This is a genomic window from Rhodoferax sp. U2-2l, from assembly GCF_020594515.1.
GTDB lineage: Bacteria > Pseudomonadota > Gammaproteobacteria > Burkholderiales > Burkholderiaceae_C > Rhodoferax.
In genome coordinates, this window is sequence record NZ_JAJCTH010000017.1 from 82,145 (window position 1) to 94,762 (window position 12,618).

Here is a 12,618-nt window from a genome sequence, read left to right on the forward strand (position 1 = left end):
GTCAGGCGCTCCGGTAGTAAGTTTTGATGCGAAATTCATCCATCCACCACAGACGGCTTTCTTTGTCCAGGCTCTGCAGGCGCCCACCCGCAAACGTCATGGGCTCACCCGTGGTGGCATCGGGCACCCAGCCAACCAGCGTGTCGCGAACAGCTTTGCGCAAGTCCTCCAGGTCATCCAGAGCAGCCTCACCTTGAGAGTCACGCCGGTTTGCCAAACAAAGCACCACGCCAATGGTCTTGACAATCTGTTGGTCCGTGCCGCCGATGGGCTCGTCATCGGGCCCAGCGTCATCGCCCAGGTTCAGCAAAAATGCGCCAGGCATCACCACAGCGCCTTTTTGCGCAGCCTCCAGGTCAGCGGCACCACCAACGGTGCGCAGGCCAATGCTGGCGGCCTTCAGGCGGGCTTTGACCAGGCTCAGCTTCATCAGGCAAACCCCCGCATGGTCTCGTCGGTGACTTGGCGGGGACTGAAGCTGTAGTAAGACAGCGAATCTGCCGCCGTTGGTGCCTCGGCCTGACCAACAAGCTGCACGTCGCCACTGGCAAACTTCTTGAGCAAGCTCACCGCGTCTTCGTAGCGCTGGCGCACCGTATCAGGCACACCGTCGTCAAACAGCCGGTACCGCGTGATGTCGCACGCCAGGCGGTTGATCACCGGCGGCGTGGTGGTCAGTGGCACCGAGTAGCGGCGTGCCAGGTAGCTGTTGATCTCGGCATCGGCATCGGCCAGCGCACGGTCCAGCACCACCTGGTCAATGGTCAAACCATCCACCCGGTTGGTGCGCCCGGCCACTTCGGCCTCGCCGAAGCGCTCCACCATGTCTGACTGCGATGCGTAGCTCATGTGCTGGCTCCTGGTGGCTTATCAGGCGTGCACGTGTTTGACGATCTGCATCTCAAACAGCTGCCCAGCCCCAGCGGCTGCACCCAGTGCCCGGCCGCAATGGTCGGTAAGCGTGCCCACGGCAGCTCGGCCGCTGCCATCAGTGGCGGGCTTGATGTAGTCGCCAAAGGTAATGGCCGCGCTGGCCTCCACCGGGTAGCTGTAGTCGGTGACCACGCTAATCGCGTCGCCCACCTCACCACCGGTTTCAGACACGCCTTGCGCATCTTTGACGCCACCTGCCGAGGTGGCATAAGTACCGTCGTAAGCCAAGATGCGGTTGGCCGCAGCGATGGCCATCAGCACCATGGTGATGGCGTTGCGCTTTTGGTATTGCAAACCAGAGTTGTTTTGGGAAGCCATGAATCAATCTCCTGTGAGTGGGTTAAGAAGGCTGGTCAACGGCAGCAGAGGCTGCGGCCGCAGCGGCAGCGGCCTGGCGCTCTTGCTCGCGTTTCTTTTCTGCCTTGAACGCGGCGCCCGCTTGAGTGGCGGCTTTGGTGTCGGCCTTTTCAGCGGCGGCCTCTTCGTCAGAGTCCTTCAGCGAGCCGCTGAGCTTGAGTTCGTCCACCTCAATTTGAGGCAGGCCAACCACTTCTTCGCCGGGCTCGATGACGACACGTTTGCCTTCAGCGAACGCGTGAATGGCCACCAATGCAATCAGTTTTGGCATGTTGTTTCCTTGTGATCCTGTAGCAAGTGCCCCAGGGCCAATGCCCTGGGGGTCAGCTTCACGGGCGGGTTATTTCGGGTTTTGGAACAGGAAGGCGGCGGTGTTGTAGGCCACGTTGGGGCGGCGCTCGTAGGTAGCACCGTAGATCCAGCTCTTGGAGCTGTTCTCGTAGTAAGGCGTCTCAGCGAATGGGTGGCCTTCAATCACGTTGGTGAAACCGAAGGCGGGCTCAGCCAGGCTGATTTCGCTGCCATTGCCGCCGATCTTGGGCACATAGGCCAAGACGGCGTTGTTGCCCCAGACGTCCTGCCCCACATTGGAGTTGTCGATCCAAACGGCATCGCCAACGACAACCTCGTCAACTTCAAAAATCTTGGCCAGCTGATCCAACGTGGCTACACCCATTTGAGTGCTGGGCAGGTAGCTCTTGACTTCCAGGTTGGTTTCAACAGCCAGCTTGGCGTCGGGCGACAAGGTCAAGCGGTTGGGCTTTTTGCCGATCTTCTTGCGGATCACATTGGCTGCAGCGCGGATGTCAGTCACCGGCGTGCCAGTGCTGGCGCTCCACTTGGTACCAGAGGCCAAGGCCGTCACGTGCCCAGACGCATAGGTGCCTGCTGTAGTAGCAACCGTGGCCACATCAATTTCGTAGGCCAGACCCAGAATGTCATTGGCTGTCGCCATCGCAATCTTGCTGACATCAAGATACCCACCAACGTTGAGCTTGCGGCTTTCATCGGCTTCGCGCAGCAATTCACGAGGGATAGGGATTTCAATCGAATCCTGGTCGACTGTGTAGACCTTGCCGTCGTACTTGATATCCACGCGCTTGGTGGGCGTTCCAGGAGCGCGCCGAACGTTGAAGCGCTTGAGCCGCTCGCTGCCAAGTTGGGCCAGACCAATGGAACTGAGTGCTGATGGCAAGCGTGGGAACAGCTTCTCAGCCACCATGGTGCCTTGGCCGAGGCCCAGCAACAGACTGGTGAGGATGGGGTTTTGTTTGAGGCGGATCTCGGAAAGAGTCATCATGATGGGTAGGTCCTGTTAAATGAGAGGGAGTGATCAGGCGGCGCCAGTGAAAGAACACACGGCAGACAGCGCCTCGGCGTAGCTCACCTTGTGTTGCAGTGCATGGGCCTTGGCCTTGGCGTCAATCTCGGCGTCTGACAGGCCCGCGGCCGAGCTGGCACCGGCACCACCAGCGGCTTGTTCGCTAAAGCTGACGGCGGGCTTGGCACGCTCAATCAGGCTCTTGACAAAGTCCACCACCGGCACAGTGCGCACCGCACCGCCTTCGGAGAAGCTCACGGCCTTGGCGTCTGCAGCCAGGTTCAGCAGGTCGACCACGGCGGCTTTTTCAGAAGGCTTCACGATCGCGGCTTTGACCTGGGCCTCGGCATAGTTGGTGAAGCTGGCGGTACGCTCAGCGCGGGCTGCCTCGGCAAACTGGGCCAGTTGGGCCTGGGCGGCGGCCGCATCGGCCTTGGCTTTGTCAGCGGCAGCTTGCAGCTCGGCATTTTTCTGCTGCTCAGCGGCCAGCTTGGCTTCAAGTTCTTTGTCCATTTGGATTTGCTCCTGGGTGGGTTGAGGTGGTTGGGTGGCTTCGGAAAAGTTGACGGTGCCTGCAGCTTCTTCTGCAAACGAGATGTCTCTGAGACCAGCGATCGCAGGCGGCTGCGCGCCCAGAAAAGCCACATGGCGCAGATACCAGTGGCCAGGCTTGGGGTTGTTTGGGTGCTGTGGCGGGTAGAAACTGGCGCTGCGCTTGGGGAACCTGCGGGCCTGCACCATCTCGGCAAACTGCGGATGCACATCGCGCGTGTCCATGGCCAGGCGGCCATCGGCATTGACGGCCACGCCTTTGACCCAGCCATAAGCAGGCAGGTTGTCAGCCGGGTGGCCAACAGTCAGAGGGGCTTCGCGCAGCGCCGGGTCATACGACGACGCCATGCCAGCCACATCAGCCGGGCTGAATTCGTGCACCGCACCCGAGTCATCAGTGTGACGACCGGCGCGGAAAATCTCGATTTGGGGGGGAAGTCCGTGAGGCATACCCGGTACTGTGCCGGGGTGCCTCTCTAAGCGACAGTAAAGCGCTTTAGTATTTAGTCGAGGCCAGGTAGGCCTTGCTGACGTTCCAGGTAGACCGCACGCTGCCAGGCGTCAACGATCTGGCGGCAGCGCATTTCGGTGATGCCGTATTTACGGCCAAGCAGCTTGTATTCTCCACGGAATTCGCTGCACATCTTGCGGTCGCGGGCGCTCAGGTGCACAGCGATGCCTTTGGCCAGGTAGATGGCCACGCCGCCCTTTTGGGTGGTCAGATACTGCAACTGCATCAGCGCCTGCTGGGCCCAGGCAAACAGTTGGGCCAGCCAGGGCTGGTCTGGCGCGGCCTGGCCACAGCGTTCATCAGCCATGACAAGCGGCTCAAACAGGCACTGCGCCACGTCGCGCATGTCCGGCGTGAGGCCTGGGGGCAGCAAAGCCTCAAGGACGGCCAGCTCGGCTGCGGAAACGTGGCGATCGGTCACGGCTGCACCTCCACCCCACAGCGCACACACCACTGTTTGAGCATCTCAATCACCTGATTGACCTGGTAGCTGTTGAGAAAGCGCCAGGCGTCAACCTTTATCTTGCCTTTGACATACGCCGTCAACGCCGCATCGGTATCCACCCGCACCACACCGGCGCCTGCCAGGGCGTGCCACAGGGCGCGGGCCTTTTGCCAGCGCTCGTCGTCGGCATCGTCCAGGCTGCGGTGGCGTGGGTCGCGCTTGGGGGTGTAGGCCGGTTTCTCACCCCGGGCCAGGGCAGCACGCTCCTGCAGGCCCGCCAGGTGCGCCAGGTACTGCTTGCGCTGCAGGGCGGTCATGGTGGCGCTGCTGGCCTGGCCAGTGACATGCAGCTTCAAGGCGCTGGCGTCTTCTGCAGACAGGCCCAGCGCCTTTTGCGCCATGTGGATGGCGGCCAGGTGGTTTTGACGCGGGGCGGGTTTCATGGGGTTTGTTCAATCAGCACCGCACCGTTTTCGGCTTCGGGAATAGGTGTGTGCACAAACGTCCACTCAAACTTGTCGGCCATGTCTAGCAGCGTCATGGCCCCCACGAAGGCAATGAGTTCATTGACAAGGCGGCGTGCATCCTGTTTCCGATAATGGTTCTCCGGCTCATCCAAATGACTTTGGATGCGATTGCAAACCCATTCGGGGTTGGTGTACCCCAGCCTTTTAGCTTCACGCAACAGGCTGTTTCCCAGAGCCATGGCCCGCTTGTTGTGCTGGTCGGACATGTCTTGGGCAGCCTGTGTCGCTTGGACAAATAGCGTGAACAGGGCCTCGCGGGCATTGGGCAGATTGCGGTTCATGCTGCGCTTCCGGTTTTGACGGGCTGAAATTTCAGCTCGTCAACGCTCTTGGTTTTGATGACCACGGTCTTGGTACGCAGACCCAGAGCCCGCATCTTCTTGCGGTTGGCGGTGATGGAGCCCAGGCACTTGTGGCCGGTGCGCTGGGCAATGTCGGCTCGGCTCAGGCCCTGCGCGTCGCCCTCTTCAATAACGATGTAGTTGGGCTTGAGCAGCTTGAGCGCATTGGCGCGCCGATCTGCCTCGGCATGAATATAGGTATCCATGTTTTCAAACGCGGTGTGGTATTGATCCTGCCAAACCAACGCCTTCATCCCGGTAAAGGTGGACACCAGCATGCAGAAAGCCTTGCGGTCCATGATGTACATCTTGAACACTTTGCCGCGCGTGTTTTTGTATTCTGACGGCCCAAAGTTGGGCCGTGAGATTCCAGCTTCGGTGCACTTCTTGAGCAACTCTTCGATATCACGTAGTACATGTTTGTGCGCCTTGTGAAAGTGCTTTGCCACTTTGAGTGAATCGGTTTGGGTGTGGCCGTTGGCAACGGTCACCAACAGGGTTTCAGGGAACAGATCAGCGTGCATGATTTTCATGATGTGTCCTTTCAGTAGCTCATTTGGTGTGCCAGCTCGGCGGCTGCGCGGGCAGCGGCGATCTGGTTGCGCATGCTGGTGTTGAGCATGGTCAGCAGAAAGCCCAGCGCGGGGCGATCTACGTGGGCCAGGTCTTCGGTGCAATTGGCCTTTTGCGGGGCGATCAGTTGCTCGACGGCCTCAAAGGCGAGAAAGTGTTCTGACAGACTGTCGATTGCGTCAACAACGTCAGTGATGGCGTTTGCCGGGGTGGTGGAAGTGCGTGCCATAGATGGCCTCCAAGGGGTGTGGTTTACAAAAACCACCGCACCCATCGCCAAATGGGGGCGGTGACTCGACGGGTTGGCGAACCGGACACCCCTTGCGGGAACCGGCAGGCCCTTGCGGGCCTCCCATCGAGCCACCATAAATGGAGGCACAAACGAAGAAGCCGCAGAGTCTGCTGAAGACCTACGGCTTGCGTCGTAGGGGTGTATTAGGTCGCCAAACCTGGCTGCACCATTACGTGCAGTTGGGCGAACTTTACCAGAAGACAAAGCGGCAGTCACTTCAAGCCCCCGCCACATCAAGGTTGATCGGCAGGTATTCCTGGGTGGTGTCGTCGCGCTTGTAGAAGCGGATGTAGGGCTTGGTGCTGGCGGTCTGCATGCTGTCGGCGATCGCAGTCATGGCGGCTTGCCACTTCTCGTCCTTGATGTCCAGGCGGCGCAGGCCCAGCACGCGCCCGGTGTTGATCTTGCCTTCCTTGTCGGTCTGGAAGGCATGGTTCACCAGCGCCTTGATGTTGTCATTGGCACCCTGCGCCCAGATGTGCACGCACTCGTCGATCAGCGACTTGGCGGCCATCAGCTGCTCGCCAAAGGTGATCTTGTCTTGCATCTGGCGCACGATCTTGTATTTGCCGTCATAGCTGCACAGGGTGACATTGCCCTTGGTGCCGCCAGTCAGCACGCCATAGTTTTCCAGGCTCATGGCCACAAAGGCGCTCATCTCGGCCATGGCGCTCAGCTTGAAGGTGCGCAGCGCCAGGGATTCGACCTCGGCCATGCGGCACAGGTCATAGACCATCTGGTTGCGCACCTGGTCGATCTGCTTCACTTTTGACTCAGGCACCAGGTTGCCATTGGCGTCTTGCCAGTAGCCGGGCGTGGTGCTCTGGCTGTAGCTGGGTTGGGTTGTTTCGGTCATGGAAAAGTCCTTGCGTGGTGGGAAAACAGGGGGTGGATCAGCAGGCGAAGCCACGGCTGGCCACGCTCTTAAAGTCAAGTGCACCGGGGCGCAACGCAGGGCTGCGGGTGGGCAGCACGGTCACCGTCAGGCGCGAGGGTGACAGGGCAAAAGCGGGGGCATCACGCGCGTCGGCGGCGGTGCGCTCTGGCGCTGCCTTTGGCGCATGGGGTCGCGTGTTCCACCGGGTGGCCGCGCTAGATTTGCCTGCCTGTGCCCCCAGGCTGAACACCCGGTCATGCCCACGGCCACGGCTGCAAAGCTGCTGGGTAAAGCACAGGTACTCCATCTTTTTGGAAAAGCGGGCATGCGCCTTGACCTCGCTGGTCTGCAGGTCGGCAAAGGCGGCAAACAGCTCGGCGTAGCTGGCCTGACTTCTTTCAGCCACGTAGTTCAGGATCGCCACGTTGACCGGGTTTTGGGCGTGGTGGGTTTTTTCGATCATGCTTTGACTCCAGGTGTTTTGAGGGCGGCCAGGGCGGCGCGGGCAAAGTCGGGGACCGGGGCGGCGCGCTCTGCGCCCTGCCCCACTACGGGGTGATGGCGCTTGGCGGCCTCGGCCTGCACCTCAGCCACCGCCTCTACCTTGTCGGCCAGGCCGGTCAGGATGGCGTAGAGGTAGCCGTGGCCTTTCATGGGCAGGTCCAGCTTGCCTGCGTCGCGGGCTTGCAGCATCTGGTCGATACCGCGCGCCCAGGTGGTCAGGGGCACCTGCCAGTCGCGCCCGCGGTGGGTGATGGCGGCGCGCTTCAGGTCGGGCAGCAGCTGCAGCAGGATGCGCACCTGCTTGCGCTGGGTGAGCGTGGTCTTTGGCGGGGTAAACAGCCGGGTGTACTGCAGCAGCAGCGCCCCGATGGGCATGGCCACTGAGATCAGCTGCGCCACGGCGGCGCGGCTGTCAGCATCCACAAACAGGTGGTCCAGCGTGAGCGCGGCACCACACACGGGGCAGCTCAGCTCGCTCATGCCAGCCACCTCACCAAAGCTGTGCCCGCCAGGGCAGCCAGTGCCACCAGTGCCACCACCGCCACCAGCTCGCGCTGCCAGCTGGCGCACCAATAGCCATCGTCTTCCAGGGTGATGGACAAGGGCGTGTCACGCGGGCCCTGGATCACGCCGGGGGCGAATGGGAAGGTGGGCTGGGGGGCGCGGTCGGTGGCGCGGCGGCCGGGCTGGGGGTGCAGCTCTTCCACCAGCACGTTGCACTCCCACGAGTCACAGTCGGGGCATTGGTCGGCGCCCAAGCCTTGGCACACGCCAAGTTCATGGCAGCGGTTGTTTTTGATGGGTTTCATGGCAGTCTCCGGGCGCTGATGCGCTTGGCTTGGGGGAAGTCGTCCATCACGGCCACAATGGCCGCGCAGGCGCTGGCGAAGATGCCCAGGGCGCGGCCTTGGCTGCCGTCGGGCATGGTGATGGTGATGCGGTAGGTTTTCATTGAAAAACGACCTCCACCCACACCCCAGGCTGAAGAACTGGAATGATCTTTTCGGCATAGAACTTGGCCGAGTTTTTTGGCAAGTTGCATCCGATCGGATGACGGTCATGCGTCAGCAGCTTGAAGTAAGTGCGCTCAGTACCGCCATTGGCGCATGGCGTGTAATCAGTAAACGTCAGCACCCGAACCTTGCGGCCAATGGCATTCCGCAGGAAGATCTGATAGCAACGCCGTCCGACTTGCGAGCGGAAACTGCGAATGGTTTGATTGGTTTTCATGGCTGCAGCCCTTCAGACCAACGCGATCACGTCACGGTCGATGCGCGGTGCGCCCAGCCCAGCGGCGGCGTTCAGCGCGGCGATCATCCAGTTGTTGACGTTGAGGGGGTACATCAGCATGACCTTGCCGCCCTGGTCTCCACCGGCAACGGTCAGGCGGGTTTTGAGCGCATCAATGCCGTCCTGAGTGATGAACTCGTCAAGCTTGCGCCCGATGGTCTCGGCACGAAACCGCAAGTAGCCGGACAAGTCCTCACCCAAGTGTGGCAAGCGCACCGGCTCACAGCGCTGCATGACCTCACGCACGTCAAACCGGTTGAGTTTTTGCTCCAGCTCAGGGTGGCCCAGAAGCAACACGCCCAGCATGCTTTTGTAGTACTTGTCGCCATCGCTTTCCATGCGGGACTTTTCCCACAGGCGTTTGAGGTGCTTGAGTGTGGGGATGGGCAGCGAATGCGCCTCCTCGATCACCAACAAGTGGCTGCGCCCCTGGCTGGTGGAGTCTTGCAACATGCGCTTGACCTGGCGGGTGCGCTTCTCATCTGAGCGTGCCACCCCTTCCATGGCATCCAGCGTCATGACAATGGCTGTCTGGATGGCGGCACTTTTGAGCGTTTTGCCTTTGGTGTCGCTGTCTTCCATGCCCAGTACGGACGGCTCAATGAAGACCACCGGCTTGCGTTCCTTGCGCACCTGGTACTTGAGGGCGTCCAGAATGGTGGTTTTGCCGGCACCCGACTCGCCGATGATGGCCACAAAGCGCCCACCGATGGCAGCCTGCCAGGCAGCCTCACGCACAAAACGGATCTCACCGTTGACGAACATCTCGGCGTCGCAAGTGACTTCACCCTCGAACGGGTTGACGAACAGCCCGAAGCGCTTGCGTGCATCGGTACTCATGGTTTGCTTGGGTAGTAACATGGGCACTTCCTTTTCAGTTTCAATTTGTGTTGGGGTTGAGGGAACGGCCTCGGGGTGTTGCAAGCACTCTGGGGCCAACTTTTTGGCGGGTCTGGAAACTGGAGCCGTGGCGGGCTTTGAGGCCTTGGGCAGGGCCACCGCAGCGGCCTGAGTCTTTCGCGGGTTTTTGGCGGGTTTTAAGCGGCCCTCTTGGCCCTTTTCCTTGCCGAAGGTCTGATGCCATGCGAGCAAACTGGCCTTGTCCAGCGCATATTTCCCGGAACGCACGGCCCTGAGGGTGCTGACACCCAAGCCCAGATCAGCGGATATCTGCGCATTGGTGGCGTTGCCGCTCATCTTGAACAAGGCTCGAACGAGCGCTGGCGTGACTTTGGTTGGCCTCATACACCACCTCCTACAGCACGCAAGCCACCTTGCGGCACAGCAACAGCTGCCTGGCGGCGTTGCGCTATCAGTGACTGCACCACGTCTTCAGGCACACCAGCGCTGCCATAACGCTCGGTCAACCAGGCATAGGTGCCAATGTCATAGTCATCACCCAGGGCCAGCTTGATGCGCTGGCAGGCTGTGGCCACACTCAGGCGAGTGACTTCAATGCTGGGGGCCGTGGCTTCGTGCACTGAGCCTTTGCGCGGCAAGTAGGCGGGCACCTTGGCGGCTTTGAGGTCGGCCAGTGGGTCAAACTGCCCAACGTATGGGGCTTGTTTGCGTTTGATGGCCTCGTCAGACTGCGCCACAGTGGCTGGGCCTGCCGGGGTGGCGTAGGCTTGGGCTGCGATGGCTTTGCGGTGGGTGTCAGACGGGGTGTCTGGCATGGCGGCGTAGCTTTGGCCCAGCTTGGGTGCGTCTACAGCAAAGCCAAATCGGTCCACCTCGACTGGCTGCACCTGGTGCCAAACGATCTCACCTGTTTCGCGATCTGTCACACCGACGCGCACGCTGGGCAGTGCGAGTGGGTTGACCGTGACATACACCTGCGAGCCAGGTGAGATGCCGGGCACGTAGCGCACGTCGTAATCCCTGCTGCCTTGGTCCTTGTACGCAAAGCTGACCTGCATGTTGGTGGTGACCTTGCGTGTCTTAGCCAAAGTGGCGGGTAGAGACTGCATGACCTCCAGCGGCGGTGCAATGATGAGCTGGTCTTCGGTGATCAGGCTCCAGCATGCGTAGCGAGCCATGCCGTGGCGGCTGTGCTTGCGGGTGCTGTTGAACCAGTGCATCCACAGCTCGGCCAGCGCTTGCAGGCGCTCCATGGTGATGCTGTTGGGGTCCAGGAAGCGTAGGCGGCTTTCCATGCCACGCTCAACCAGGTTTTGCGCGTTTTCCACAGCCCCGGTGGCACGGCTGTTTTTGGGCTTGTGGTGGTAGAGCTTGATGCCCATCACGCTGCAGAAGTTTTTAAACTCTGCGGACTTGAAGGCGCTGCCCTGGTCGGTGTACAGCTCACGCGGCACACCGTAGAACGGCATGGGCTGGCCCTGGGCATCAAAGCGTTGGGTCATCATCCACATGAGAAAGTCAAGCGCATTGAGGGCCGTTTCACCGCCAAGGTAAAACCGCGTTGCAACACAGCCGCTGGTGTGGTCTACGCCCACGTAGCGCACCAACAGGTCGTTCATGACACGGGTGTAGTTGTGCAGCTTGTTCTTGTAGTGCACGCCATCTTCTTCCAGCAGCAACAGCTCGCCCTTTGGCGTGCGGTACAGCACGCACACCGATGCGTCTATCAGCGCCACCGAATTGGGGTGTTCGGTGCGCATGCGCACGCTGGGACTGGGCTGGGCCAACTGGGTGGGGTGCATGCCACGGGTGCGCAGCACTTGCATAGTGCGCCCTGGGCTCAGGCGGGCGCTGAGTTTCCCGGCGGCAAACAGCATGTCAATGGCGGCTTCGCAGCTCAGCTCCCACTTGCCAGCGCGCCTGGCGCTCATCATGGTGCCGCTGATGAGCATCAGGTCGGCATCGGTGTAGACCATCTCACCGGCATCGCAGCGGCGCTTACGCGGCTTAGCCAACAACAGGTTGCGGCTGGCTTGGCTGACCAGGGCGTGGGTGCGGGGCACTGACAAACCCAATGTACGCGCTGCACGCTCAATGATCTGGCCCTGCTGCCCATGCGGTGCCGCAAAGCGGTCGCGCGCGGCCTGGTGAATGATTTCCATGCGAATGGCATCCATGGTGTTTGGCCTTAGTTGGCAGCGCCTTGCACCGACTTGAGTTTGGTTTTGGCGGGTGCTGCTGGCTGGCTGGCAGCGGCGGCGCTCCTGGCCTCCATGGCGGCGAGCATGTCGTCAGTCATCCAGGCGGGCTTGAGACGGCTTTCAAGATCAACCGCAATGTCAAACTCGGCGCTGATATCCACCAGCTGCTGGCACAGGTATTCAACCGCCTGGCGGGCGGCCAGTTCAATGGCTTCGCGGGCAGTGCCATCCAGCGCAGCATCAGCGGCCTGGAACACGCGGCGGATTTCAAACTGGGCGGCGGCGGTGGCTTCCTGGATCTCGGTGATGAGCTTTTGCTCGGCTTCCGTTTTGGCAATGCTGTCTGGCCGGGGCGTGAAGCGGCGGTCAATCTCTTCAGACAACTTGTCGATGTGCTCATTTTTTTGAGCAATCAGGCGGTCTTTGGATTCGAGCTTTTCTTCGGCCTGCTGCAGGTTGGCGGCAATGGCCTCTTTTTCTTTGGCGTGCTTGACAATGATCTCTTCGGCCAGCTCGACAAAACTGTCTTTGTCACCCGTTTTGGCAACTTCGATCAGAGCGAGCTTTTGGTCTTCGGGCAGCTTGCGGTATTGGCGCAGTTCGCGGTAGCCGATGCCCATGGCGGACATGGATTCAAGGGCGGCTTCACCGAACGTTTGCAGGTTGGCTATGTCTTCATTTACCTTTGAAGCGGATTTGCCAAGAAGCTTGCAGAAATCCTCCCAAGTGCCTGCCAAACCGGGACCGTCCCGGTCTTTCATTCCACTAAGTGCTTGATATAGCTTGTGTTCTTTGACAAAGGCCATCTTTGAAACCGCGACCGTCCCGGTCAACTTTGCGATGGCGTCAGCCATTTGCGCCTGGCCCAGCAGCTGATTCACCAGGTCGCGGCCTTCGGAGTAATCAGCCCGCAGCTCAATCAGTTGGTCGGCAGCTGCCAGGTCTTCAGCAACGGCTGTCATGTTCAGGGTGCCGGGCACGGCGGGTGCGGCGGGCATGGGTTTGCGTCCTTGGGTAGCCATGGTGGTTTCAG

The 12,618-nt window shown here is 60.7% G+C and carries 20 protein-coding genes; all 20 read right to left on the reverse strand.

The features are described from left to right. Nucleotide 1 precedes the first annotated feature (1 nt). On the reverse strand, nt 2-430 hold the full coding sequence (locus tag LHU53_RS15580) for a hypothetical protein (protein ID WP_227333606.1): 429 nt from the start codon (nt 428-430) through the stop codon (nt 2-4). Then, complete coding sequence (locus LHU53_RS15585) at nt 430-849, reverse strand: gp436 family protein (RefSeq protein WP_227333607.1); 420 nt, start codon at nt 847-849, stop codon at nt 430-432. Before LHU53_RS15585 ends, LHU53_RS15580 begins: the two co-directional genes overlap by 1 nt. 21 nt (nt 850-870) lie before the next feature. Next, nucleotides 871-1,251 carry a DUF2190 domain-containing protein gene (locus tag LHU53_RS15590; protein WP_227333608.1) on the reverse strand — a complete coding sequence of 127 codons (381 nt, stop codon included), beginning with the start codon at nt 1,249-1,251 and terminating at the stop codon, nt 871-873. Nucleotides 1,252-1,273: 22 nt separating this feature from the next. After that, nucleotides 1,274-1,561 (reverse strand): hypothetical protein, encoded by a 288-nt coding sequence (locus tag LHU53_RS15595; protein WP_227333610.1) that lies wholly within the window; start codon nt 1,559-1,561, stop codon nt 1,274-1,276. Between the two features lie 69 nt (nt 1,562-1,630). After that, complete coding sequence (locus tag LHU53_RS15600; RefSeq protein ID WP_227333611.1) at nt 1,631-2,590, reverse strand: hypothetical protein; 960 nt, start codon at nt 2,588-2,590, stop codon at nt 1,631-1,633. A gap of 33 nt (nt 2,591-2,623) precedes the next feature. Then, entirely contained in the window at nt 2,624-3,613 is a 990-nt protein-coding gene (locus LHU53_RS15605; protein WP_227333613.1) for a hypothetical protein, read from the reverse strand. Nucleotides 3,614-3,666: 53 nt separating this feature from the next. Next, complete coding sequence (locus LHU53_RS19900) at nt 3,667-4,095, reverse strand: Mor transcription activator family protein (protein ID WP_227333614.1); 429 nt, start codon at nt 4,093-4,095, stop codon at nt 3,667-3,669. Beyond that, nucleotides 4,092-4,562, reverse strand: a complete 471-nt coding sequence (locus LHU53_RS15615) for a regulatory protein GemA (RefSeq protein ID WP_227333616.1) — start codon at nt 4,560-4,562, stop codon at nt 4,092-4,094. Before LHU53_RS15615 ends, LHU53_RS19900 begins: the two co-directional genes overlap by 4 nt. Then, a complete protein-coding gene (locus tag LHU53_RS15620) occupies nt 4,559-4,927 on the reverse strand; it encodes a hypothetical protein (protein WP_227333618.1) in 369 nt (122 codons plus the stop codon). The genes LHU53_RS15615 and LHU53_RS15620 overlap by 4 nt, the downstream gene beginning before the upstream one ends. After that, complete coding sequence (locus LHU53_RS15625; RefSeq protein ID WP_227333620.1) at nt 4,924-5,520, reverse strand: Rha family transcriptional regulator; 597 nt, start codon at nt 5,518-5,520, stop codon at nt 4,924-4,926. Before LHU53_RS15625 ends, LHU53_RS15620 begins: the two co-directional genes overlap by 4 nt. Nucleotides 5,521-5,531: 11 nt before the next feature. After that, complete coding sequence (locus LHU53_RS15630) at nt 5,532-5,789, reverse strand: hypothetical protein (RefSeq protein ID WP_227333621.1); 258 nt, start codon at nt 5,787-5,789, stop codon at nt 5,532-5,534. Between the two features lie 280 nt (nt 5,790-6,069). Then, nucleotides 6,070-6,708, reverse strand: a complete 639-nt coding sequence (locus LHU53_RS15635; RefSeq protein ID WP_227333622.1) for a DUF3164 family protein — start codon at nt 6,706-6,708, stop codon at nt 6,070-6,072. A 37-nt stretch (nt 6,709-6,745) separates the two neighbouring features. Next, complete coding sequence (locus LHU53_RS15640) at nt 6,746-7,192, reverse strand: hypothetical protein (RefSeq protein WP_227333624.1); 447 nt, start codon at nt 7,190-7,192, stop codon at nt 6,746-6,748. Further along, nucleotides 7,189-7,713 carry a hypothetical protein gene (locus LHU53_RS15645; protein WP_227333626.1) on the reverse strand — a complete coding sequence of 175 codons (525 nt, stop codon included), beginning with the start codon at nt 7,711-7,713 and terminating at the stop codon, nt 7,189-7,191. Before LHU53_RS15645 ends, LHU53_RS15640 begins: the two co-directional genes overlap by 4 nt. Then, a complete protein-coding gene (locus tag LHU53_RS15650; protein ID WP_227333627.1) occupies nt 7,710-8,042 on the reverse strand; it encodes a hypothetical protein in 333 nt (110 codons plus the stop codon). Before LHU53_RS15650 ends, LHU53_RS15645 begins: the two co-directional genes overlap by 4 nt. Next, complete coding sequence (locus tag LHU53_RS15655) at nt 8,039-8,185, reverse strand: hypothetical protein (RefSeq protein WP_227333629.1); 147 nt, start codon at nt 8,183-8,185, stop codon at nt 8,039-8,041. The genes LHU53_RS15650 and LHU53_RS15655 overlap by 4 nt, the downstream gene beginning before the upstream one ends. Continuing rightward, entirely contained in the window at nt 8,182-8,463 is a 282-nt protein-coding gene (locus tag LHU53_RS15660; RefSeq protein WP_227333630.1) for a hypothetical protein, read from the reverse strand. The genes LHU53_RS15655 and LHU53_RS15660 overlap by 4 nt, the downstream gene beginning before the upstream one ends. A gap of 12 nt (nt 8,464-8,475) precedes the next feature. Beyond that, nucleotides 8,476-9,384 carry an ExeA family protein gene (locus LHU53_RS15665; protein WP_227333632.1) on the reverse strand — a complete coding sequence of 303 codons (909 nt, stop codon included), beginning with the start codon at nt 9,382-9,384 and terminating at the stop codon, nt 8,476-8,478. A 380-nt stretch (nt 9,385-9,764) separates the two neighbouring features. Next, a complete protein-coding gene (locus LHU53_RS15670) occupies nt 9,765-11,561 on the reverse strand; it encodes a hypothetical protein (protein ID WP_227333633.1) in 1,797 nt (598 codons plus the stop codon). Nucleotides 11,562-11,572: 11 nt separating this feature from the next. Next, nucleotides 11,573-12,607: a hypothetical protein gene (locus tag LHU53_RS15675; protein WP_227333635.1), complete on the reverse strand. Its 1,035-nt coding sequence runs from the start codon at nt 12,605-12,607 to the stop codon at nt 11,573-11,575. Nucleotides 12,608-12,618 lie beyond the last annotated feature (11 nt).